The organism is Agromyces albus (genome assembly GCF_030815405.1).
GTDB lineage: Bacteria > Actinomycetota > Actinomycetes > Actinomycetales > Microbacteriaceae > Agromyces > Agromyces albus_A.
The window spans coordinates 2,844,436-2,867,461 of sequence record NZ_JAUSWX010000001.1; the positions used below are offsets into that span (position 1 = coordinate 2,844,436).

General features: G+C 68.1%; 23 protein-coding genes. 8 read left to right on the forward strand and 15 right to left on the reverse strand.

Annotated elements, in window-relative coordinates:
- Positions 1 to 114 precede the first annotated feature (114 nt).
- Positions 115 to 4,641 carry an Ig-like domain-containing protein gene (locus QFZ29_RS13400; RefSeq protein WP_306894549.1) on the forward strand — a complete coding sequence of 1,509 codons (4,527 nt, stop codon included), beginning with the start codon at positions 115 to 117 and terminating at the stop codon, positions 4,639 to 4,641.
- Here QFZ29_RS13400 and QFZ29_RS13405 read toward each other — a convergent pair.
- The 3 genes from QFZ29_RS13405 to QFZ29_RS13415 all read right to left on the reverse strand — a co-directional run bounded on the left by QFZ29_RS13405 (position 4,622) and on the right by QFZ29_RS13415 (position 7,212).
- The gene (locus QFZ29_RS13405; RefSeq protein WP_306894550.1) at positions 4,622 to 5,746 is read right to left on the reverse strand and encodes a Gfo/Idh/MocA family protein; all 1,125 of its coding nucleotides are present in this window, start codon (positions 5,744 to 5,746) and stop codon (positions 4,622 to 4,624) included. The two genes, QFZ29_RS13400 and QFZ29_RS13405, sit on opposite strands and share 20 nt — an antisense overlap.
- Positions 5,716 to 6,429, reverse strand: coding sequence for a ThuA domain-containing protein (locus QFZ29_RS13410; RefSeq protein ID WP_306894551.1), 714 nt, complete (start codon positions 6,427 to 6,429; stop codon positions 5,716 to 5,718). The genes QFZ29_RS13405 and QFZ29_RS13410 overlap by 31 nt, the downstream gene beginning before the upstream one ends.
- A gap of 228 nt (positions 6,430 to 6,657) precedes the next feature.
- Positions 6,658 to 7,212, reverse strand: a complete 555-nt coding sequence (locus tag QFZ29_RS13415) for a PadR family transcriptional regulator (RefSeq protein WP_306894552.1) — start codon at positions 7,210 to 7,212, stop codon at positions 6,658 to 6,660.
- Positions 7,213 to 7,281: 69 nt separating this feature from the next.
- On the opposite strand from QFZ29_RS13415, the gene QFZ29_RS13420 reads away from it, so the two are divergent.
- The 3 genes from QFZ29_RS13420 (at position 7,282) to QFZ29_RS13430 (ending at position 11,711) form a co-directional block, all read left to right on the forward strand.
- Positions 7,282 to 7,731, forward strand: a complete 450-nt coding sequence (locus tag QFZ29_RS13420) for a hypothetical protein (RefSeq protein WP_306894553.1) — start codon at positions 7,282 to 7,284, stop codon at positions 7,729 to 7,731.
- A gap of 41 nt (positions 7,732 to 7,772) precedes the next feature.
- Complete coding sequence (locus QFZ29_RS13425; protein ID WP_444876252.1) at positions 7,773 to 8,852, forward strand: DNA polymerase IV; 1,080 nt, start codon at positions 7,773 to 7,775, stop codon at positions 8,850 to 8,852.
- Between the two features lie 186 nt (positions 8,853 to 9,038).
- Positions 9,039 to 11,711, forward strand: a complete 2,673-nt coding sequence (locus QFZ29_RS13430) for an AMP-binding protein (RefSeq protein ID WP_306894554.1) — start codon at positions 9,039 to 9,041, stop codon at positions 11,709 to 11,711.
- Between the two features lie 22 nt (positions 11,712 to 11,733).
- On the opposite strand, the gene QFZ29_RS13435 is transcribed toward QFZ29_RS13430, so the two are convergent.
- Complete coding sequence (locus QFZ29_RS13435; RefSeq protein WP_306894555.1) at positions 11,734 to 12,129, reverse strand: hypothetical protein; 396 nt, start codon at positions 12,127 to 12,129, stop codon at positions 11,734 to 11,736.
- A gap of 553 nt (positions 12,130 to 12,682) precedes the next feature.
- Positions 12,683 to 12,928, reverse strand: coding sequence for a helix-turn-helix transcriptional regulator (locus QFZ29_RS13440; protein ID WP_306894556.1), 246 nt, complete (start codon positions 12,926 to 12,928; stop codon positions 12,683 to 12,685).
- Positions 12,929 to 13,123: 195 nt separating this feature from the next.
- Here QFZ29_RS13440 and QFZ29_RS13445 point away from each other — a divergent pair, with 195 nt between their 5' ends.
- The gene (locus QFZ29_RS13445; RefSeq protein WP_306894557.1) at positions 13,124 to 13,726 is read left to right on the forward strand and encodes a DUF732 domain-containing protein; all 603 of its coding nucleotides are present in this window, start codon (positions 13,124 to 13,126) and stop codon (positions 13,724 to 13,726) included.
- A gap of 374 nt (positions 13,727 to 14,100) precedes the next feature.
- Here QFZ29_RS13445 and QFZ29_RS13450 read toward each other — a convergent pair whose 3' ends face one another.
- From QFZ29_RS13450 to QFZ29_RS13460, 3 genes are all read right to left on the reverse strand, one after another.
- Positions 14,101 to 14,250 (reverse strand): hypothetical protein, encoded by a 150-nt coding sequence (locus tag QFZ29_RS13450; protein ID WP_306894558.1) that lies wholly within the window; start codon positions 14,248 to 14,250, stop codon positions 14,101 to 14,103.
- Positions 14,251 to 14,316: 66 nt separating this feature from the next.
- Positions 14,317 to 14,877 (reverse strand): hypothetical protein, encoded by a 561-nt coding sequence (locus QFZ29_RS13455; protein WP_306894559.1) that lies wholly within the window; start codon positions 14,875 to 14,877, stop codon positions 14,317 to 14,319.
- A gap of 78 nt (positions 14,878 to 14,955) precedes the next feature.
- Positions 14,956 to 15,171, reverse strand: a complete 216-nt coding sequence (locus tag QFZ29_RS13460) for a hypothetical protein (protein ID WP_306894560.1) — start codon at positions 15,169 to 15,171, stop codon at positions 14,956 to 14,958.
- 305 nt (positions 15,172 to 15,476) lie between these two features.
- On the opposite strand from QFZ29_RS13460, the gene QFZ29_RS13465 reads away from it, so the two are divergent.
- The 3 genes from QFZ29_RS13465 to QFZ29_RS13475 all read left to right on the forward strand — a co-directional run bounded on the left by QFZ29_RS13465 (position 15,477) and on the right by QFZ29_RS13475 (position 16,843).
- Entirely contained in the window at positions 15,477 to 15,830 is a 354-nt protein-coding gene (locus QFZ29_RS13465) for a hypothetical protein (protein WP_306894561.1), read from the forward strand.
- A 191-nt stretch (positions 15,831 to 16,021) separates the two neighbouring features.
- Entirely contained in the window at positions 16,022 to 16,309 is a 288-nt protein-coding gene (locus QFZ29_RS13470; RefSeq protein ID WP_306894562.1) for a hypothetical protein, read from the forward strand.
- Between the two features lie 21 nt (positions 16,310 to 16,330).
- Positions 16,331 to 16,843 (forward strand): hypothetical protein, encoded by a 513-nt coding sequence (locus QFZ29_RS13475; RefSeq protein WP_306894563.1) that lies wholly within the window; start codon positions 16,331 to 16,333, stop codon positions 16,841 to 16,843.
- A 7-nt stretch (positions 16,844 to 16,850) separates the two neighbouring features.
- On the opposite strand, the gene QFZ29_RS13480 is transcribed toward QFZ29_RS13475, so the two are convergent.
- The 7 genes from QFZ29_RS13480 to QFZ29_RS13510 all read right to left on the reverse strand — a co-directional run bounded on the left by QFZ29_RS13480 (position 16,851) and on the right by QFZ29_RS13510 (position 23,026).
- Positions 16,851 to 17,201, reverse strand: a complete 351-nt coding sequence (locus QFZ29_RS13480; RefSeq protein ID WP_306894564.1) for a hypothetical protein — start codon at positions 17,199 to 17,201, stop codon at positions 16,851 to 16,853.
- Positions 17,189 to 17,491: a hypothetical protein gene (locus tag QFZ29_RS13485; RefSeq protein WP_306894566.1), complete on the reverse strand. Its 303-nt coding sequence runs from the start codon at positions 17,489 to 17,491 to the stop codon at positions 17,189 to 17,191. The genes QFZ29_RS13480 and QFZ29_RS13485 overlap by 13 nt, the downstream gene beginning before the upstream one ends.
- 75 nt (positions 17,492 to 17,566) lie before the next feature.
- Complete coding sequence (locus QFZ29_RS13490) at positions 17,567 to 18,304, reverse strand: hypothetical protein (protein WP_306894567.1); 738 nt, start codon at positions 18,302 to 18,304, stop codon at positions 17,567 to 17,569.
- Positions 18,305 to 18,315: 11 nt separating this feature from the next.
- Entirely contained in the window at positions 18,316 to 18,687 is a 372-nt protein-coding gene (locus tag QFZ29_RS13495) for a hypothetical protein (RefSeq protein ID WP_306894568.1), read from the reverse strand.
- A 36-nt stretch (positions 18,688 to 18,723) separates the two neighbouring features.
- Positions 18,724 to 18,996, reverse strand: a complete 273-nt coding sequence (locus QFZ29_RS13500) for a hypothetical protein (protein ID WP_306894569.1) — start codon at positions 18,994 to 18,996, stop codon at positions 18,724 to 18,726.
- A complete protein-coding gene (locus QFZ29_RS13505; RefSeq protein ID WP_306894570.1) occupies positions 18,993 to 19,481 on the reverse strand; it encodes a hypothetical protein in 489 nt (162 codons plus the stop codon). The genes QFZ29_RS13500 and QFZ29_RS13505 overlap by 4 nt, the downstream gene beginning before the upstream one ends.
- Positions 19,482 to 19,999: 518 nt before the next feature.
- Positions 20,000 to 23,026 (reverse strand): phage tail tape measure protein, encoded by a 3,027-nt coding sequence (locus QFZ29_RS13510; RefSeq protein ID WP_306894571.1) that lies wholly within the window; start codon positions 23,024 to 23,026, stop codon positions 20,000 to 20,002.

A 23,026-nucleotide genomic window follows, 5' to 3' on the forward strand; every position in this document is an offset into this window, starting at 1 on the left:
TAGCTTCTCCCCAGACAACACGATGTTTACGTGAACATGCTCACGTCGACATTCGCAACGGCGCGGAGGTTCTCCATGGGTTCGGCTCGACGTACGCGGTTCTTGGCATCGGCGGTGACCGCAGTGCTCCTGGGCCTGACGGCCGCGACGCTGTCACCGGTATCCGGCGCTTCGGCGGCGGTGCCCACGACGGATGCCCCGCCCACCTATGACCGCTACCAGGCGGTCACCGATCCCGGCCTCACGGCGCCGGGCTACTTCCAGCCGTACTGGTATGACACCGAAGGTCGTCACATCCAGGCGCACGGCGGCCAGCTCGTCGCGGGCATCGAGCTCGGCGTCGAGACCGACGAGATCTCCGCCGGCGAGGAGAACGGCCGGGCCGTCTACTACTGGTATGGCGAAGACCGCTCGAACGGCTACTACAACAGCCCCGGGGTCGCCGTGTACAAGTCGTACGACACGCTGAACTGGTCGAACGAGGGCGTCGCGCTCCGCTCGGTCACGAGCAAGACCGAGCTGCAGGGCGAGTACTTCGATGCGCTCTACGACACCGTCGACGACGCCGGAAACCCGAACACCGCGACCATCGACGAGCTCTTCTACTACCTGAACGTCAGCCAATTCGAAGCCGACGGCACGACGCCCCGCATCCAGGCGATCTTCGAACGGCCGAAGGCGCTCTACAACTCCACGACCCAGAAGTGGGTGATGTGGTGGCACGCCGACGGCAGCACGTCACCCGGCGGAAGCAACTACGCGCGGTCACTCGCCGCCGTCGCGACATCCGACAGCCCAACCGGTCCGTTCACGCTGCAGGGCGCCTTCCGCCTCTACAACGAGCCGACGTATCGCACGGCCTGCAACCAGAACGGCGCGGTGCCCGGCGGCGCGCGAGACATGACCGTCTTCCAGGACACCGACGGGAACGCGTACGTCTCGTACTCCTCGGAGGAGAACCGCTCGCTCTACATCGCGAAGCTCAACGCCGAGTACACGAATGTGGAGAAGACCACCACGACCGACCCCACGGGCATCCAGTTCTCGGCCGACGGACGGTACCCGTACATCTTCGCCGACGGCACCGCGGGTGCTCCGCAGAATCACGTCGACTACACCATCGTGAAGCGTTGCGGCCTGCTCGAGGCGCCCGCGATCTTCGTGCACGACGGGCGCTACTACCTCGTGGCATCCGGCGCCACCGGATGGCGGCCGAACCCGCAGACCTACTACACCGCCGACAGCATCCTCGGCGGGTGGATCCGCGGCGTCCAGCCAGGCGACGCCCACGAGGCGGTCTCCTACGACACGATCCCCGAGGGTGGCGACGGACTACTCTCCGTCGGCGACTCGCGCAAGACCTCGTTCGGCTCGCAATCGACGAACGTCTTCCCGCTTGACGCCGCGAAGGGCCACTACATCTACATGGGCGACCGGTGGAACTCGGGCGCCGCGGACTCCACCTATGTCTGGCTGCCGATCACGATCGGGGAGGACGGCAGGCTCCAGATGCGCAACCCCGCCGCCGAGAACGCGAAGTGGGCGACCGGCTGGGACGCTTCCTACTGGGACGACAAGGGCGCAGGCCCCTACATCTGGAACGTGACGGATGCCGGGTTGCCGGCCACGGCTCGAACGAACCAGGACCTGACCTCGCTCCTGCCGGCCACCGTCGAGGTGACCGCGAACGGCCAGGCCACCCAGGTGCCGGTCACGTGGAACACGACCCTCTTCACGGCACCCGGGCGCCAGACCATCACCGGCACGCTCGCAGCCGACGGCACCTACACGGCGGGGCGCACGTTCACGCGCACGATCGACGTCGAGGGTCGTGGCCTGTTCAACATCGCGCCCGCGGCATCCGCCGGCGCCTCGAGCCGCACCAATCTCGCGGCGACGACGAACGACGGGAGCACCGTGAAGGGCTGGGACGACTGGGCGACGAACTCGGCATACCCGCTGAGCAGCTGGCTCAGCTACACGTGGAACGAGCCGCGAACGCTCGCGAGCGTCAAGGTGCACGCGTTCAAGGACGGCTCGACCGCCACGTGGCCCTCGAAGGTGGCGGTGCAGTACCGCAACGGCGCCGGCCAGTGGGTCGACACGTCAGTCTCTGCGACCGTCGAGCAGAACAACGCCTCCCCCGCCCCGGTCATCGAACTCGACGTCACCGCGCTGCCGGCGACCACCGCGATCCGCCTCAACCTGACGACGCAGACCCGTACGTGGCAGTCGATCAGCGAAGTGGAGATCTTCGGGTACGGCTCGAGTGCGGCGACCGCGCTCAGCGACCTGCAGGTCGACGGGGCGACCGTGCCCGGATTCTCCCCGGCCACGTGGAGCTACACCGTCGTCGGCAAGAACCCCGCCGAGCGCGTCGTGACGGCGACGCCGGGCAACGTCTCGTCGCGAGTGTCGATCGTGCAGGCCTCGGCGGCCGATCCGTTCGCGTATGCCACGGTCGCCGAGTTCGACGCCTCGGGCATCGCGGCGGTGCAGACCTACCGGGTCGGGTTCATCACTCCCGCAACCGACGCGACGCTCTCCTCGATCACCGTCAACGGCCAGCCGTTGACCGGCTTCTCGCCGGGCACGACCTCGTATGACGGGATCCCCATCCCCGATGGGTCGACCCCGACGGTGGCCGCGACCACCACCGACGGCAAGGCCATCGCCGCGGTCGGCGCGTTCGACCCGGCGAGCGGCAAGCTCGTCATCTCGGTCACCGCGGAGGATCCCGCCGTGACGAAGACGTACACCCTCGGGTTCACGTACGACTCGCGATCCACCGACGCGAGCCTCGGCGCCCTGACGGTGAACGGCAGCGCGGTCGCCGGGTTCTCCCCCGACACGCTCGCCTACACCGTACCCATCGGGGCGTGGGGCGCAGTGCCCGTCGTGGAGGCCACCGCTCGCACCGCGGCGGCATCCGTCACGAAGCGCGTCGACCTCTCGACCGCGGTGATCACCGTCACGGCGGAGCATCCGTCGTACTCGAAGCGCTACGTGCTCACGTTCAGCACGCCTGGCGGATGCGCCGACACCACCATCGACGCGCCCTGGCGCTCGGCGGCGTGGGGCACCGCGGCGAACGCCTCGTTCTGCGAGGCCGCCGGATCATCGTTCCGGATCTCGGATGCCAACGACGGGGCGTGGACGACGAAGGACAACCTGAGCGTCATCTCCCAACCCGAAGCGGTCGCCGTCGGCGATGCCATCGAGACGTACGTGTCGACGGTCGACAAGGGCAGCAACACCGACCCACGCGCGGGACTCGTGCTGCGCAATGACCTCACGATCGCCGGCAAGGCGAGCGCGAAGGGCTACGTCATCCTGACGACGAGCCCCATGGGCGCCTACCTGCAGTTCGACGCCAACAACAACGGCTACATCGACGCGCAGACGACGAACGTCGCCGCCGGCGCCTGGCCGGTGCACCTGAAGCTCGAGTACACGAGCAGCACCACGGCGACGGGCTACTACCGCACGGCGGCATCCGACCCGTGGAAGGTCGTCGGGACCGCGACCCTGTCGGCCCCCGACGCGAAGCTCGACGCGGGGGTGTTCGCCGCCGGCAACAACGGCAAGGGCGCCTCGGTCGCGTCACTGCTCGACACGCGGCTCTCGCCGAAGCCGGTCACGGTGACGTCGGTGGACCCGGTGGCGGCCGAGACGACCGCCGGTGTCGCCCCCGTGCTGCCGCCGTCGGTCACGGTCGGGCTGAGCGATGGCTCGACCGAGTCGCGAGAGGTCACGTGGGATGCGATCGACGCCGCGCAGTATGCGGCGGCGGGCAGCTTCTCGGTGCATGGATCCGTCGCCGGCACCGAGGTCGCTTCGATCGCCACGGTCACGGTGCATCCGGCAGCGGTCACGGTGACCTCGGTCGTTCCCGTGAGCGCGGAGACCACGGCCGGGCAGCCCCCGGTGCTGCCCGGCACGGTGATCGTCGTGCTGAGCGACGACAGCACCGAGCCGCGCGCCGTCGTCTGGCCAGACATCCCGGCTGAGAGCTATGCGACGGCGGGCTCGTTCACGATCGAGGGTTCGGTGGACGGCACGGAGCTGACGGCGACCGCCACCATCACGGTCTCGGCCGCGCCGGTGACCGTCACGTCGATCCCGCCGGTCGAGGTGCAGACGACGGTCGGCACGGCACCCGAGCTTCCGGCCGCGGTGCCGGTGGTCCTCAGCGACGGCGGCACCGAGGAGCGCGCGGTCGTCTGGGAGCCGGTCGAGCCGTCGGCGTACGAGGCCGCCGGATCGTTCACCGTCTCGGGCAGCGTCGAGGGAACCGAGCTGCGCGCCGCCGCGGTGGTGTCGGTCACCGCAGTGCCGTTCATCACCACGACGACGAAGCTCGACGCGCCGGCGCCGGCGCCCGGCAAGCCCGGCACCGCGGTCGTGATGGTGAGTGCCGCCGACAAGACGACGGCGTCGGGCACGGTGATCGTGACCGTCTATCGCGGCTCCGAGGTCGTCGCCACGGCGACCGCCGAGCTCGCGAAGGGCAAGGCGAAGCTCTCGATCGCGGCGCTTCCCGTCGGCGCGTACTCGGTGGTCGCCGAGTACCAGGGCACCTCGACGTTCAAGCCGTCGAGTTCTCCATCGATCGCCTACGTCATCGGGAAGGCGAAGTAGCTCGGCTCCGCATCCACTCCGATTGCGGTGTGAGGGGCACCGGCTCGGGCCGGTCGACCGACGTGGTGAGCTCCAGTCGCCGACCGACCCGAGCCGATTCGAGCAGCGCCGTCATGATCTCGAGGCTGTGCAGCGCGACATCCGCTCCGGCGCGCGGCCGACGGCCGTCGCCGGCGCTCACGAAGTCGAGCAGCCCGGCGCCGCGAGTGGCCGCGACGTAGCCCGCCGACGGCTCGAGCTCGCGCCAGCCCGGCCCCTCGATCGTCGCGAGCCGCACCTCGCCATCGAAGTTGTTGGGATCGGGCACGGCGAGCGTACCCAGTTCGCCGTGCACCTCGATCGGCGCGGCGGCCGTCGCGATGCCGTCGAAGCTCGTCGTGATCGTCGAGAGGGCGCCGTTGACGTGTTCGAGGATGCCGGCGACGTGGGTGTCGACCTCGACCGGGATCCGCTCACCCGCCCGCAGTCCGGTGGCGATCACGCGTTCGGCGCGGAGGCGACTGGAGGCGCCGGTGACCGATCGCACCGGGCCGAGCAGCTGGATGAGCGAGGCGACGTAGTACGGCCCCATATCGAGCAGGGGCCCGCCGCCCTCGCGGTAGTAGAAGTCGGGGTTCGGGTGCCACCGCTCGTGGCCGGCCGTGACCATCACGGCGGATGCCGCGAACGGACGTCCGATCACGCCGCCGTCGATCGCCGCCCTGGCCGTCTGCGTGCCGGTGCCGAGCACGGTGTCGGGCGCGCAGCCGAGGCGCACACCGGCGACATCCGCTGCATCGACGACCTCGCGTGCTTGCGCGAACGACGCCGCGAGCGGCTTCTCGCCGTAGACGTGCTTGCCGTTGGCGATCGCCGCGAGCGCGATCTCGGCATGCGCTGCCGGGATCGTCAGGTTGAGCACGGTGTCGACCTCGGAGCTGCTGAGCAGCTCGTCGACCGCCATTGCGCGCGCATCGGGGAGCTCGGCAGCAACGGCCTCGGCACGCGCGGCATCGAGGTCGGCGACCGCGGTGATGCGCACGGATGGAGCACCGGCGAGCGTGTCGAGGTACGCCCGGGAGATGACCCCGAGTCCTATGATGCCGATGCGGTGCGGGTCGCCCACAGCATTCCCCTTTCGATGATGGTGCGAACGTTGGCGTCGCGGAGGATGTCAGGGCTGTGCCCGGGCGTCGTCACGACGATGCGCCCGTCGCCCCAGAGGCGGGTCCAGATGGTGGGCGAGGTGATCGGCCGGTGCCACGGATGCCACGGCTGCACGGGATGCGTCGTCGTGGCGAGCACGTCGATCAGGTCGTCGTGCAGCACCCAGTACTGCTCGGTCGTGAGCTCGAAGTCGCCGATTCCCTCGGTGATCGGATGCCGCCGGCCGAGGTCGGTCAGGTCGACCGAGTAGGTGAGGTAGTTGTTCTCCTCAGAGCCCTCGCGCAGCTGCGACGGCTCCTTGCTCGGGTGGGTGGCGAATTGCCCGCCCACGAGCTGCAGGTAGTCGGATGACGCGCGGTAGGAGTCGGCGATGCCGCCGTGCCATCCGGTAAGTCCGGTGCCTGCCGCGACCGCCGCGCGGAGGCCCATGACCTGCTCGTGCGTGATCTCGGACATCGTCACGCTCTGCACGATGAGGTCGACCTCGGCCATGGCGGCCGCGTCGGCGTAGATCTCGGGAGACTCCTCGACCTGTACGTCGTAGTCGTTCGCTTCGAGGAACGGGATGAACAGTTCGGTGCTCTCGACCGGGTGGTGGCCGTCCCAGCCGCCGCGGACGACGAGCGCTCGGTGTTGCGTCATGCGTGGTGCCTTTCGACGGGCGTCGCCCGCGATCTGTCGGATGCGCTTGCCTCGACTGAAGCGAGCACGCGTTGCACGTCGAGCATGAAGGCGGTTCCGATCATGGCGACCCGCAACGAGTCCTTCGTCATCTTCGACCTCTTTCCATACGCCCTGTCGAGGATCCCAGCAGGCGGCGCGGACTTCCAATCCTTGCGCAAAAGAGGCGCCTATTCACTCCTCCTCGGACTACCGCACGTAGCGCTCGCGCTGCCCGTCGAGCGAGGCGAGGGTCTCGTCAGCCCACTCGATCGCGGCCCGTGCGCTGTACTCTCCTGCGGAGATGGTGATGAGCCAGTAGGCCTGGTGCTCGGGGAACGCCGTCTCCGATTCGACGGTCGCGCGCACGCCCTCGTACGCTGCGAGCTGCTGGCGCGCCGAGTCCCTCGCTCGTTCGACGAGTTCCCTGCAGGCGTCGGGTCCGAGCACGCGGCCGAAGAAGAGGCGCAGCATGAGGCCGTCACGGCGTGGAGCCGGGGCATCCGGCTCCTTGAGCAATTGCACGAGGCGCGCGCGGCCGTCGGACGTGAGCGAGTAGGTGGATGAACCTGCCCTCGTGCCCTCGTGGCGCTCGACGAGCCCGGTTCGTTCGAGCTCGGCCAGGGCGGGATAGATCTGGCCGAAGCTCTCGCTCCAGAAGAACCCGAGCTGTTCGCGGATCGCCGCTCGCACGGCGTACCCCGTCATGGGCTGCACGCCGAGCACGCAGAGCACCGCGAGTTCGGTCTGCTTCACTCTTGCCATCCGCCGTACCTATCTGTTAGATATATCTTCAAGATACTTCGCTTCAGCCTACACAAGAGGATGCCCGTGATGAAGACCCAGCTCGATCCCCTGCCCGCGCGCCGGTTCGCCCGGCCCGCCGCGGTCGCCGTCGCCATCCTGTTCGGCGGGCTGTCCGCGTTCGAGATCGCCCTCGCCGCCGGAGTGCCATGGGGCGAAGCGGCGTTCGGCGGAGCATCGGCCGTGCTCGAGCCGGGGCTGCGCGTCGCTGCCGGTGTCACCGCGGTCGTGTGGGCGGCGGCCGCCCTCATCGTCCTGCGCCGCGCCGGGCATCCGGTCTGGGCGCCGTTGCCGCGCCGTGCGCTCCCGGTGGCCGTGTGGGTGCTCGCCGGCTACACCGCGCTCGGTGTGCTGACGAACGCCATCTCGCCGAGCCCGGTCGAACGAGCCATCTGGGTGCCGGCGACGATCGCGATGTCGGCGCTCTGCTTCGGGGTCGCCATCGCCCTGCGCGGGCGGCAGGCGACGCGCGCGAGCTGAAAACCGGCACCGATCCGCACCGGTGTCGACAGAATGGTCCTGTGAGCCAACGCCGGAGCTCCTGGGTGCTGCACGTCGACCTCGATCAGTTCATCGCGGCCGTCGAGGTGCTCCGGCGTCCCGAGCTCGCGGGCAAGCCGGTGATCATCGGCGGGCGGGGCGACCCGACCGAGCGGGCAGTAGTCTCGACCGCGTCCTACGAGGCCCGCGAGTTCGGAGTCGGTTCAGGGATGCCTCTGCGGATCGCCGCTCGCAAGGCACCCGATGCGGTGATCCTCCCGGTCGACGCCGAGGCCTACCTCGCGGCATCCGAGGAGGTCATGGCGACGCTTCGCGCGCAACCGGGAGCAACCGTGCAGGTACTCGGCTGGGATGAGGCGTTCATCGGCGTGGAGACCGACGATCCCGAGGCGTACGCCCGCCGGCTGCAGCAGGCGGTGCTCGAACGCACCCGACTGCACTGCAGTGTCGGCATCGGCGACACCCTCGTGCGGGCCAAGGTCGCGACCGGGTTCGGCAAGCCCCGCGGGGTGTTCCGGCTCACCGCCGACAACTGGCTCGAGGTGATGGGCGACCGGCCCACCATCGACCTGTGGGGCGTGGGGACGAAGATCTCCCGCCGCCTCGCGGGGCACGGCATCAAAACCGTCGCCGAATTGGCCGCCACCGACCCCGACAGCCTCGTGGCCGAGTTCGGCCCGCGGATGGGCCCGTGGTACGCCCAGCTCGGCCGGGGCGAAGGCGCACACGTCGTCGACGACACGCCCTGGGTGGCCCGCGGCCACAGCCGGGAGACCACGTACCAGCAGGACCTCACCGAGCCCGCACAGGTCGAAGCTGCCGTGCGGGAGCTCGCGGCCAAGGTGCTCGAAGACATCGCGGCCGAAGGCCGGCCGGTGATCGGGCTCACGCTCAAGGTGCGCTACGCGCCGTTCATCACAAAGGTCTTCACCAGGAGAATCTCCGAGACGTTCGACCGCGACGTCGTGTTGGCCGGTGCGCTCGGCCTCGTCGGCAGGATCGAGCCCGGCCGGCCGATCAGACTGCTGGGACTGCGGGCGGAGATGCCCATGCCCGAGGACGCCCGCGAGGGACACACGCCGACGCGCGGCGGCTGGTGAGCGCCCGATTCCTCCAAGCGATGAGCCATGCGTCCACTTCTTACGCAGCTTCGGCATCCGCGTTTGGCTCAGAAGTTAGCTAAGGCTAGGCTCACCTGGTTGCATCACCCGCCCCCAGAGTGATCGGAGACACTCCAGCATGCCCATGCTCGTGCGCTTCGACCACCTCGCCAGCGGGAGTGAGTGATGGCTGAGACGACTGCCGCCGTCCGTTTCCTGATGCCCACGCGGCCCGATGTGGGGCTCGACCTCCTCGCGGTCGGTGCCGACGACGACCTCGCGATCACCACGGCAGAGCGCACGATGACGCGAGCTGAGCTGCGAGACCGGGTCGACGACACCCGACGCTTGCTCGGAGACATCCGCCGGCTCGTCTTCGTCTCCTGCACCAACACCGTCGACTCGCTCGTGGCCTACCTCGCCGCCGTCGCCGGCGGGCACCCGGTGCTGCTCCTCGACGGCTCGGGCAGCGAGCAGGCTGAAGCGCATCGCCGCAACCTCGTCGACCGCTTCGACCCCGACGTGATCGTCGACGGCAGCGGCGAGGGCGACGTGATCGTCGACGGCAGCGGCGAGGGCGACGGCGGCTTGCGGTTCGAGGAGCGCCGGCCCGGCACGCGCCACGCACTGCACCCCGAGCTCGCGATGCTCACGAGCACGTCGGGTTCCACGGGGTCGCCGAAGCTCGTGCGGCTCTCGCGCCGCAATCTCAAGAGCAATGCCGCGAGCATCGCCGAGTACCTCGGACTCCGTTCCGACGACCGCGCGGCGACGACCCTCCCGATGCACTACTGCTACGGCCTGTCGGTGATCAACAGCCACCTGCTCGCCGGAGCGAGCGTGCACCTCACCGCGCGCTCGGTGGTCGACCCGCTGTTCTGGCGCGAGTTCGACCACGTCGGCGCGACCTCGTTCGCGGGCGTGCCGTACACCTTCGAGCTGCTCAGCGGCGCCGGGTTCGCAGATCACGTGCCGGCAACGCTCCGGCACGTCACGCAAGCGGGCGGGCGACTGCCAGCCGACGCCGTCAGGCACTACGCCGGACTCGGACGCGACCACGACTTCCGCTTCTTCGTGATGTACGGCCAGACCGAGGCGACCGCGCGGATGGCCTACCTGCCGCCTGAACTGGCCGAGGCTCGCGCGGGCACCATCGGTGTTCCGATCCCCGGCGGCAGCTTCCGCATCGACGGCGACGACGAGGGCGAACTCGTCTATTCGGGCCCGAACGTCATGATGGGCTACGCCGGGGACGCCGGCGACTTCGCGCTCGGCCAGGTGCTGACGGAACTGCGCACGGGGGACATCGCCCGCCAGCACGACGACGGCCTCTACGAGATCGTCGGGCGGTCGAGCCGCTTCGTGAAGACGTTCGGGCTGCGCGTCTCCCTCGACCGGGTCGAGGAGCTGCTGCTCGAAGCCGGCATCGATGCCCGTGCCGTCGCGTGCGACGAGCGGCTGGCGGTGTTCGTCCGCGCCGAGCGATTCGTCCCGGCCGCACGGGACGTCATCGTTGAGCGGCTCGGGCTGCCGGCGCACGCGTTCGCGGTGCACGCCGTGGATCGCTTCCCGCGCACCGCGTCGGGAAAGCCCGATGACGCGACCCTCGTCGCGCACGCGCGCCGCCTCGAGCAAGTGGAGCCGGATGACGCGACAGCGCCGGCATCGGAGCGGATCCGCGAGCTCTACGCCGAACTCCTCGGGCGGCCGGATGCCACTGCGGATGACTCGTTCGTCTCGCTCGACGGCGACTCGCTGAGCTACGTCGAGGTCTCGGTGCGGCTCGGGCGGATGCTCGGGACGCTGCCGAGGGACTGGCCCGAACGCGGCATCCGCGAGCTTGCCGCACTCGTGGCGCCCGAACCGAGAGCCACCACCGCCGAGTCGGCGGAGCCGGCCGGCACGAACACGAAGACTGCACGCCCCCGACGCCGACCACGCACCACCTCGATGGAGACCTCCGTGCTCCTGCGGGCCGCGGCGATCGTGCTCATCGTCGCGACGCACACCGACTTCATCGACGTGAAGGGCGGCGCACACCTGCTGCTCGCGGTCGCGGGCTACAACCTCGTGAGGTTTCGGGTCACCGGGGCATCCGGCGCCGCCCGCGTGACCGGGTTGCTGCGGGCAGCCGCCTGGATCGCGGTGCCCGCTGTGATCTGGATCGGCGGGGTCGCCATGACGACCGGCTTCTACGATCCGTCGACGGCGGCGCTCCTGAACGGCGTGCTCGGCCAGCAGTCGGTGTGGTCCGAGCAATGGCAGTTCTGGTTCCTCGAGGCGATCATCTGGACGCTCGTCGGCGTCGCGGCGCTGCTCGCGATCCCGTGGGTCGACCGGTTCGAGCGGCGGCATCCGTTCGGCCTCGCGCTCATCCTGCTCGCGGTGGCGTTCGCGGTGAGGGTGCTGGTCATCGGCGGCATCGAGGCGGAGCGCGTGGAGCGGTACGCGGTGCTCAGCGTCGTGGCCTTCGTCGTGCTCGGCTGGCTCATTGCGCGCGCCGACACCCTCACCCGCCGCCTCATCGCGAGCGCGGCCGTGCTCGTCGTCGCGCCCGGGTTCTTCGGCGAGCCGCTGCGCGAGGCCATCGTCGTCGCGGGCTGTCTGCTGCTGTGCTGGATGCCGGTGCTGCGAGTTCCGCGCGTGCTCGTGCCGACGGTCGTGGTGCTCGCCGCGTCGTCGATGTACGTCTACCTCACGCACTGGCAGGTGTACCCGCCGATCGAGGAGGTCTCTCCCGCGCTCGCGACGCTCGCCTCGTTCGCGGTCGGCATCGTGGTGTGGTGGCTCGCCCGCGTCGCCGGGCAGGGTATTGCGCGCATGACGCGGGCGAGTGCGGCGCCGTCGACGTCGAAGTGACGCCACGCGGCGCCGCGTCACGCTACATCGTCGATTGCAGCAGCTCCTGAGCCCGAGCGTTGTCGCTCGTCGCGAGCACGATGCGGTTCCCACTGGCCATATACACGAGCGCGATGTTGATCCCGGCGTCGCCCAAAGCGCGCGCCAACGTGCCGAACCGGCCCGGTGTATCCATGTCGTTGTCGGAGATCGGCGAGCTGACGAACACGTCGGTCTCGCCCTCGACCCTGATGCCGGCGCCGTCGAGCGCTGCCCGCGCAGCCGGGACGTCCTCAACGAGGACGTGGACGATGCTCCTTCCGTCTCGGACCACCGCGCAGAGGCCCTCGATGTTGACGCCCGCGTTGCCGAGTGCCTCGCCGACGCGCGCTCCTTCGCCGGGGGTGTCCTCGAGTGTGAGCAAGAGATCCTTCGCCATGATGCACCTCCCATTTCTCGATGGCTCAGGTCTACGCCGACGCCTGCGCGGCGTCAAACCCCTTACATCGCGAAAGCCCCGAGATCACTGGGATCTCGGGGCTTTCAGCGAGCGGTACCGGTGGGATTTGAACCCGAATGCGCCACCAGCAACGGCGGGAGCGAGAGTCTAGATGCCCGCACTTACGCGGAAGTTGGGGCCGATTCGGTTAGTGCGCATCGCCTCAATTCCGGCGAAGTGTTGCCATTCCGTTGCCACAGGACTACCTCGAGGCTCGCTTCGGCTCAGTCGGGAGGTTACCTAGCCACCGCACGAGCTCGTCTCGCGTGAGTAGCGGTTTCGTCTTCACATATACCGGCCGCAAGTCACCTGACGCCATCTCGTACTGAATCGTTCGTAGGCTCACCCCCACCGCCTCTGCGGCCTCAGGGAGCGTGTAAGCGAGTTTCTCGGGTGACCTGTTCTCCACGACTCCATGGTGGCCGATCAACTCCATGGTGGCCGATCAATCGACGACGAGAAGAGTGTGTGAACTCTCCCGACTTTCAATCAGTCACGCCGACGTTGTCGGCTGCGAACGCATCCACGCGTAGAGCTCGGCCTCGTCGTAGCGCACGCGAGCGCCAACCTTCAGGTACGGCGGGCCGACCTTCCGTGCGCGCCAATTCGCGAGCGTCTGCATGGCAAAGCCGGTGCGCACCACGACCTCGGCTGGCGTGAGGTACACGGGGAGGCCCGGCGCTCGTCGAGGAGGAGCTCCCGGCGCCGCCGCAATGCTCTCCTCACGCGCCGGGGTCACGCGGCCGCTCCCGAGTGAGTCCGAGGCATGGGAGCGCAATCGGCGATGATCAGGAGAGGGGATGGGAGCCTGGCCATTCCCGGAGTCTAGAGCTCTGTGAGGGTTGGGGTCCATCTGAAGGAGACCCGGAATTGCAGGGCACGGCCCCTGCATAGGGGGGCGAACCGGTACCAGCTCGCGGATAGGCTCAGCGCCATGAAGAGGCTGCTCCCAATCACGACCCTCGCAGCGAGCCTCCTCGTCGTCGTCTTCGCTCTCACCGGATGCGCGGCAGCTGGTGAGAGCGTCGAGAGCGCAGCACGTTCCGCCGCCGTCGCCGAAGATGAGACCCCAACAGCTACAGAAGAGGTCGTCGATCTCGCGTCCAAGACCAATCCCGGTGAGGTGTGCGACCCGCACAACCTCAACGACGTCATCTGCGCCGCGTTCTATCCAGACCTGGCTGTGATCAACATGACCTCTGCGCCGCGCGGGATGGAGCCGCTCGCTTCGCTGCCCGAGGCGGATAGGATCGCACTCGCCCATCAGGCGTGCGACGCCCTCACGGCCGGGGCGACGAAAGACACGCTCGTACTCGTCGACACCATCCGTGAGTCCGAGAACGACCCACGCGATAACAACCGCGTCCTGTTCAGCGCCGGGACGCTCGCCTACTGCAACGAACACCTCGAGGACACCGACGCCGGGTACCGCTTGGGCTGGATTATCAACGCGTACCGGCAGATGGGCGAAGCCGCCGCCAAGGAATCGTTCGCGGACGGCACGGTTATTCAGCCTCCGGAGCGGCCGGAGCAGTGACTCACGACTGAGGCAGCTCTGACCGGAGAGTCGGTGCGGCGGCGTATGGTGAGGCGCATGAAGGTCTGTCCGAGGGACGGCGGCCGGCTCACTGAGATCAGGAGCACCCGTCAAGGCATGCGATCGGGGCGCCGCATAGCATCGGCGCCGGTCGTCACGGGGTATCTGTGCGAGCACGGGCACACGCTCAACATGGGAGAGCAGCCGGTCGACGTCGACGAGTAGTAGCTCCGTGGGTGTGTGGGGCAGTCCGACGCGGCCCCCTACTTGGGAGGGCGAGGCGGGACCGAACTCGAGCGGCGGCGGGCGAGCCTCCCGCACGAGCCTTTGCGGTGGTCAGAGCACACGACCGCATCGCCCGCGCACATTGCGTCTTAGTCGACCACGAACCTCCGGTCAGTGTTTCGGATCATGGCGAGGTACGCGCGTGCACCTTCCTCAGTCTCGCCGTCACGGATATACGCGGCGACGATCTCATCGTCGGTCGCATGCTCCACGTCGTTGAGGGTCAAGGGGGTGATCACGCGAGCAGGCTACGCCTCTGGCGCCGCGGCCGCACCCTCGGTAGAGAACTCCCCGGCCTCGGGAAGTTACGGCAGGTAGACGCTCGCGTGCTGCATCTCGGATGACGTGTCGTCGAGCCACGCGATGTCGAGTTCTTTGACGCGCAGCGCGAGACGACGCTCTGTACGCACGACGATCGCCGACCCCGGCTCGAGTGTCGGTCGATCAGCGACCATGCGGACGAGCGCCGAGTGTTCTTGCGGCACCGTTGTTACACCAACCTCACGTGCGCCGATGGAGCCGATATTCCGTAGACGGAACGTGTCGGGTTCGCTTCGTTCCTCGACGGCCCATTTCACCTCGGGCTGCGGCACGAGCGCACGAAGCTCGGCCGGCGCATCGGTCGGGCGCACGTGGAGGACAGCCGAACGGGCACTGATGATCTCGATCGCTTCCGCGATCCGCTCGGCCGCATCCGCGCTTCGCAGCAACGCTGCGGCCGCGTCCCCCCGCGCGTCTTGTGCAGCGGCGTTCGCCCGTCCAGCCGCTCTCGACGCACTCGCCGACCGGAAGAACCCCACGACACCGCCGACGAGCCCTGCTGCACCGAAGATCAGGGCGAGGATGTCGGCGGTCTCCCACGTCATGCCTTGGAGCGTACAGGCCAAGCGGGACTTTCACTGCAGACCGTACGATGCCGAACGTTTGACAGGGTACTCGCGCACCTAGCCAAGTGCGAGTATTTGGTTCGCGCGGCGCCGCAGCCGGGCGTAGTCGAGCTTCTCGCCGGTATCCGAGTGGATGTCGAGCTCCACACCATCCGCTGACGTGAGGCCAGCTTCGCGCGCCGTCTTCGCGATCCCTTGAGCGGTCTCCTCATATACGGCGTCGATCGCTTCCCGCTCGAGAGCGTCCGCCAGGTCATCCCAATCATTCGCCATGCCGCGAACGTACCCCCAAGACGCCCAAACCCACACCCCCAGAACGAGCCTCGCCGCAACGCGCGTGTCGCACGTCAGCCGTATGGTGGCCCAATGCACGAACTCGCAAGCATCGAGCCCGTCCTGAACCGGGCGGGGATTGTTCTTGCCGTCTGGAAGTGCACCTGCGGCCGCCGAGGCAAGGGCAGCCGCACGGCCACCGAGTCCCAAGCCGGCTGGATCAAGCATGCCCGTGGGCGGGCGCTCAGAGATGCAGGCTACGCGCCGTCGCGACGATCGCCCCGCACCTCCCGGGACTGGTAGCCATGCCGAAGCCGCTTCCCATCCCCAGCTCGACGCGCGAAGCAGTCGCTGAAGCCATTCACGCCGGCCGGGGCCGCAACGAGATCGCTCGTGCCTTCAACATCTCCCCCGGGTCCGTGTCGAAGATCGCGCGCGACTATGGCCTCTGGTTCGAGCGCTCCTCCCAGACTGCAACCGCCACCAAAGCCCGCCAGATCGATCTCTGGGCAGCACGAATCGAAAGAGCCGAGCAACTCTTGCACGAGTACCTCCAAGCCCCATACCGACAGGACGGCACACCCACACGACGCTCCAGACGAGCCAGCTACGCCCTCTACGACGTCGAGCGCCACCACGACGGCACCTATCGTTCGTGACCCGGATCGGTCACACCTATGCGCGCGTGCGCGAGGCGCGTGCGCAGGTAGCCCAAGGCCGCGCAATTCCGGGATCTTGATGTCGAACACCCGTCGAACGTTCGAAGTTGGGCGGTGTCTCGGCACGGTGCTCACCCTGATGCCCCGTTCGCGGGGTTCTGGTCGGGCTTCCGCCCCGACAGGATGGGCTCATGACAGACCGTGTATTGACGATCCCGACCGACCCGCCCGCAATGGTCATCGCTGGAAGCCCCGACGATTACGGCTCGCTCGACGTCGGCTCCATCCGGTTGGCTGCCGAGTTTGCGGGCAATGCCTTCCGCCGTGCGGAAGAGCTCACGGAGAACCCCGATGACATCGCTTCGCTGCGCGCGGCCGTGAACGAACTATCCGATGGCCTCAACACGGTGGTCGGGCAGCTCTACCAGATCGCGCACGGGCTTGCGACGGGCCGACTCGCGGTAACCCAGGCTGACTAGGGCTTCACCAATCGATGGAGTGTGGGCATGACGCCGGAGTTCCTGCAATCGATCGCCCTCGTGATTGTCGGTGCCGCGATCACGCTCAGCACGACGCTCATCGTTGAGCGACTTAGGGGACGTCAGGAGGACCGTCGAGAGACCGAACGGCGCGAGGTCGAGGAAGGAGCGAAGCTCCGAGAGCAGGGTTTGAGCCACACGCTCGCCGTCCACGACATCCTCAATCAACTGCAGCTCGCGTTGTCGGGCCGCGTGACGCCGACACCGCAAGACGAGCTCATGCTCGCCTTGCGCGGCCGCTACCTTCTGGTGCCGGACACAGAAGTCCGATCCGCGCTCGCGGTCGGACTCACTCTCGCAGCCCGACAGGGGCAAGGAATGGTCGAGTGGAATCACGTTGGGCGCGCCATGACCGCGTGTTCCTTCATCGTTGCTGCATACCTCCGCGGCGGCCGCCCGCCCGCCCGCTACGTTTCACAGCTCGCGGATCTCCGGGCGCTGTACGAGACGTCTGGCGAATCTGAGGCAGAATAACGACCTCCTACACGGCCGACCAGATGGCGTAGAACTCTCGCACGGCGGCACGCAACAGAGATCGATCGCGTGACTCGCGAAACCCGTATTTGTACTGCAGGTTCCGCTGCGCGAGCTTCCTACTCCGGAGCCGGTATTTCAGTGCGGCGACGCGTTCAGCGGTGTACTCGGCGTACCGCAGCTCGCGGCCGATGAGGTCGCGCATCTGATGCTCCCAAGCGACGTTCTCGGCCTCGTCCGTCATCAAGCACTCGGTCTGGAATGCCCACGTCGCCAGAAGTAGCCACAAGGCATCCTCGTCAGCGGCCGGCCAGCGGCCACGCTCGGCGTCATCGAGTAGCTGGGTCAGCGGGTCCACCGATGCCGCCGGTTCTCGAGCTCGGCGTCGACGTCACTGCGCACGTCTCGCTCGAGGATCTTCACAACGGTGTTGTCGCGCTTCGCTTTCGCGAGCGCCTTCTTCGAGCGGCGGCCGAACTCCATCAGCAGCTCCAGCTCGGCCTGGCCTCGATCGAACGGAGTGAGCGACTCGTCCGCATCGAGCGTCGCCTTCTCGACCTTGTGCCAGTCGAACAGTTCGTCTGTAGCGCGCTCCTCTGCCTCGCGTTGTGCCTGCTTCGCTCGACGGTGAAGATTCCCGGTGGCCATCGTGATTACTCCTTCTGGGGGTGTGGGGCGGGCTGGCACCCTGCACAGGGCCAGCCCGCCGCGACCTGTCGCGGGCTATGCAGCCTCTGCTGCGACGGGCTGCGCTTCGGACTCGGCGAGCTGCGCGCTGATCGCCGCGCCGAGGATGTCGGTGTGACCGGCATCGATCAGCTGACCCGCGGCGTACAACCACGGTTCCGCGCCGGCCGCGCCCTGCTCCGCGGTCAGCGTTCCACGTAGCGTCTCGGCGAGCGCCGCGTCCGGGGTGATCTCCGCGAGACGGGCGTAGACGTTGCGACGGATGCCGGGTGCGACTTCCGACGCAGCGGCACCCAAGGCGTTGCCTACGGCCCCCTGGAGGCCGTGCGGGCGGGTCGATTGCGCTTCCGCCCACGACGGGGCGAACTCGGCGATCGCGAGCGCGGTGTCGGGGTCTGCCTTGCGGATCTGCTGCAGCAGGTCGCCGCCGGCTGCGAGGATGCGTTCGACCTGTCGCCACTTCTGCTCAGCCCGGATGAGCGCTGCCGGATCGTCGGCGAGCCGGGTGTGCTCAGCGGCGGTCGAGGCGAGGTAGTCGCGTGCTTGCACCGTTTCGCCCCTCAGCTTCGCGAGATCGGTGGCGGCCGCGGCGCGGAATGTCGACTCGAGCTCGACACGCTTCTCGGCGACGCCCTGCGGGCTGAGGTTCGGGTCGGTGAAGGTGCGGGCCTTGCCGAGCGCGTCGGATAGCTGCTTCGCGAGCGTCGAGGCGCGCTCCCTGGCCGTGCGCATCGTCTCGGCCGCAATGCGGACGCTGGTGATGTAGATCGTCATGAGAGTCTCCTTCAGTGCTGGCCGGTGAGGCGGCCGTTGTCATCGATGGTCGCGGTGCCGTTGATGATGTCGCGCAGATCGACGGCCGTGTGACCGTCGGCCGCAGTGACCATGAACCGCTGCTCGGGGTCCTCGCCGTCGCCGAGCGAGCCCAGGAACTGGACCGGGAACGCGTCGAGTCGGGCGACCTTGTCGAGGTGGTCCTGCGGGATCTCGTCGACGGTCTCGACGCTGTAGCCCTTGCGGCCAACCCACTCCGCGATGTGGTCGCTAGTCGTGTAGCCGACGCCGAGCACGATGCGGACTCCTCGGCTGTGGTCGTTCATGTCGCCGATCGTGGCAATCGCTTCCGGGTCGGGTGCTGCGAGCCTGTACGTGGTCATGGTGTGTCTCCTTCTGGGTTGTCGATGGCGAGTTGCTCATCGAGGATGTGGGGATGGATCTTGGCGCGGGTGTGGCGGTTCGGCGTCGAGGTCGAGCGTGACTTCGCGGTTGAGCATCACCGAGAGCAGGACCTCGGAGTCGGAGATGACCGTGAGCTGGTGGCTGACCGGGACCCAGCCCTCGCCGTGCTCGCGAATGAACTCGGGGCTGTGGAACGCGACGAGCCGTTGGGTGGGCAACTGGCCGGGCATTGTCGGGACGATGCTGGAGACGGGCAGTCGGAAGAAGTAGACGCCGGTGTCGATCATTCGGGGGTTCCCTCCGCCGTTGGTGGTTTCGTCGGCTCGACTTCGAAGACCGCGCGGGCCGCTTTCACGAGCCACGAGAACGCCGAACCCGCCGTTCCTGTCACCGTGAACGCGCCGTCTTGGATGTCAGTCCAGCCGGGCACGAACCCGCGACCTGTGACGAAGACGCTGCGCCCGTCTGGGAGGGCGAGCGACTCGAAGTAACCGGGGAGTTCGACTCGGGCGGCTCCGTCGTTCCCGATCGTCGCGTTGCCCCAGTACTCGACGCCGTGCACCGGGGATTCACTCGAGCCGTGCCGGAGCATCTTGTCGGCGTGCGTCGGATGCGGAATGAGGAACGACTTGGACGCTGCGGAGAAGTCGCCTTGCACGCTCATGTCGTCGTTGGCGACGACGGGACCCTCGACGGTCGTCTGCGTGCCAGTGACGAGGATCGCGTGACCGAGGCTGTGCTGCATCCCGACGAGTCCGGTGCCGACATACATCGTCCGACCCCCGGCGACCATCCGAATGCCGCCGTTCGCGGTGTCTGCCTCGAGTGCTCCGCCCGTGCCGAACGATAGGGGCGCCGTTCTGGAGAGTCAGCGGCGACGAACCGCCCGTGATGAGAATCTTCCCCGCACCCTCAACGACCAAGTCATTCAGGAGCTTCGTCAGCCCTGTCACGTCGAGATTGCCACCGATCTCCGTGTTCCCAGTGAAGTTCGCGTTCGCGGCGACATCGAGCGAGCCGCCGATGCTCGAGTCGCCCGAGAACGATGCCGGCCCGGTCCAGATCAGTTCACCGGAGCCCGTCAGCAAGCCGATCACCGACGCGGTGCCGGTGACGATTAGCCACCCCTCGACCTTCGCGGAGCCCTGCACGAGCAGGCCCTCGTTCGAGGCGACGCGGAGCTGGCCGCGGGTGATCGCGGTGAAGCCGACTGGGGCGCCGTTCTCCAGCTTCCGGATGCGGCTGAGAACCTCTTTGAGCGCCGAGTCGTTCAGGTTGTCGTGCAGCATGTCAGCCGCCCTTTCGGATCATCTTGTTCAGGCGGTCTTGCGCGAGATTCGCGTACGCGGACTCGTCGAGGCCCGGGGGGAAGTGGTTGTTCTGCACCACCGACGCCGGGGCGGCGGCCGTCGAACCCGCTGAAGCTGTGATTTGAGGCGGGCCGCTCGCGCTTCGGCCAGCGCCGGCGGGGACCAAGTCAAAGCCCAGTCGCGCCGCCGTATCGGCGAGCACAGGGACCGACTGGGAGCGCTTCGCGGGCGAGAGTGGAATGTATGCCTCACCGCCGGTCTCAGGCTCCGCCCACACCCGCCACGCGCCCGCCCGAGCGATCTGGGCCACGTGGTGCTCGCGCATGCCACCGCTGGCGTAGTGCTCGACGATGCCACCGTCAGCCATGGTGAGACCGCCCTGGCCGCCCGCGCCCGTTGCGACGCGGATCGTGTAGTCGCCGGTCGCGGCGCGGATCTGCGCCTGCAGCGTCATGATCTTGCCGTAAGCGGTGCTCGTGTCCACGTCGATCGTGGGGACGTATCCCTCGACCTTCAGCTTGTAGTCGCGCATGATCTCTTCGACGGTTGCGGTGCCGTCGGCGAGTTTCGTCGCGATTTCGGTCGCGGCGTCCTTCCCGAGCTGAGCGCCGGCGGCGGCGATGATCGGCCCGGCCGTGTCGAGAGTGCCGGCGAACGCATCCGTGGCCTCTTGCGACCGTTGCCCGTAGATGCCCTCTAGTTGCGCGAGCTCGTCGTCGGAGGCGTTCACGAGATCGGCGACAAGCGGCGCCCCCTCGGGGCCCAGCTTCGCCAGCTCCTCGAGCACTCCGGAAGAGACGCGCCCCGACAGGAGCACCATGTTCGTCTCCCACGCGTTCTGGGCATCCACCTGCGTCTGCAGTTCAGCGAGGTACTCGCCGACGCTGACGGAGATCCCGTCGTAGTAGGACTCCCACGAGTCCGAAGACGAGCTGGTTGCCTCGGCGGTCTTCTCCGCCCATTCCTGGTTCTTCGCCACGACGGCGTCGATGCCGCTCTTGAAATCTACGAACGCTCCATCAGCGACAGCGAACTCGCCAAGGAGGCTCTCCTGGGCTTGCTCGGCTGCCTGCATCGATTCGGTGAGGACATCCGTCGCACCAGCAGCCGACTCCGTCGCGTCGGCTGAGTCGTCGACGGCAGCCTTCTGATCCTGAAAGCCCTCCTTCGCTCGCGGCAACGCCGCTGCGAGATCGTCGATCGCGCGACCTGCATCACCTGCGCGCACGCCGACGCCGGTGAAGAAGTTCACCAGGTTGTTGTTGCCGGCGATCTTCGCGGAGACTCGCTCCAGCTCTTCACCGCCGTTGATCACGGCGTCGGTGAGCTCTTTCTGCGAGATTCCGGCTTCCTTCGCTGCTTCGAACGCACCCTTCTCGGCCAGCTTCTGGGCCACCAACTCGCGCGTCAGCTTCGTGACCGCGCCAGTGGTCTGGTCGAGTGAGGCTTGGAATTCGGAGGCCGCAGCCGAGGCGTCGGCCTGACGAGCGGCCCACACGGCGAAGGCGGCTCCCACGAGGGAGAGGGCAATACCGACGCTGCCGGCAATGATGGCGGTCTTGCCCATCGTGAGGTTGAGGCTCCTGAGGTTCTGCTTGAGTTCGCCGATCTTGCCGATCGCGCCGAGCGTGCCACCGGACAGCAGGAGGAACGCTCCGATGGCTACTCCGGCTGTGAGGACGGTGCTCTGTACGGCCGGGTCGAGCTCGCCATAACCGTCGATCAGCCCGGTGACGAGCTGCACCTGGTCACGGAGGACCTCGTTCGCGCCCGAGCCCGTCTTGATCAGGGCCGTGTCGAACGCGCCGCCGAGCTTCTCGATGTCGCCCGCGAGGTTGTCCTGCCGGCGTGCAGCCTGATCCGCGGCGAAGCCGGATTCATCGACGGCGTCGGTCCACTTGGTTACAGCCTGCGCGCCACCCTCGTAGAGGACGCGCGCGGCGGTGATCTGCTCGTTGCCGAAGATCCGGCCGAGCGCGGCAGACCGCTCTTCCTCGGTGAGGTGAGCGAAGCCGGTGCGGAGCGCCTCAGCGACCTGCGCGAGGGACTTCATCTTGCCCTGGCCGTCGAAGATCTCGACGTTGTAATCCTTCAGCGTCTTCGCCGCGATCGATGAAGGCGAGACGAGCGACTGGATCACACCGCGCAGGCCCGTGCCGGCGCGCTCACCGAGCTGCCCGTTCTCAGCGAACAGCGCGAGGGTGCCAGTGACTTCCTCGACCGAGAGGCCCATGCCGGCCGCAACGGGGCCGACGTACTGCAGCGCCTGTGCGAGGTCGTCGACGGAGCCCTGCGCCTTGCCAGCACCCGCCGCGAGGAGATCCGCGACATGCGAGGCATCCGACGCGGGCAGCTTGAACTGCTTCAGCGTCGTCGCCATGATCGTCGCCGACCGAGCTACCTCGAGCTGACCGGCCGCCGCGAGCGCGAGGGAGGCGTTCAGGCTGCTGCCGACGATGTTCGCGACGCTCAGGCCGGCTTTCGCGAGCTCTTCCTCAGCCGCAGCCGCCTGCGTCGCGGAGTACGCGGTGTCGGCGCCAGCATCGAGGGCCGCCTCGCCGAGTTGTTCCTGCTCGGCCGCGGTGGCCATGGTCGCGGCGGCCGTGTTCGACATCGCCTGATCGAACGTGGCGAACTTCGCTACAGACAGGCCCACGAGGGCGGCGACGGCGACACCGGCTGCAAGGAGCGCGACGGAGAGTTGCCGGGCGGAGTGCGCCTGCTTCTCCGACGCGGCCGCTTGCGCCTCCTGCTTGGCCTTCGCCTTGCGAGCTTCCTCGCCGGCACGCTCGGTCGCCCGGGCCTGCTCGTCGAGGGGCTGCTTCGCCGCGCGGGACTTCTTGCCTGTCGCGTCCGTGGCGGTGCCGAGCTGTTCGACGGGCTTCGCCGCTGCAGCCGCCGACCGGCCGGTCTTCTCGATCGCTTGGTCAGCTTGGCGGAGGTCTTGCTGGAAGACCTGCGCTCCCGCGGCCTTGATGGTGAAGATCAGCGCGCCTGCATCAAACAT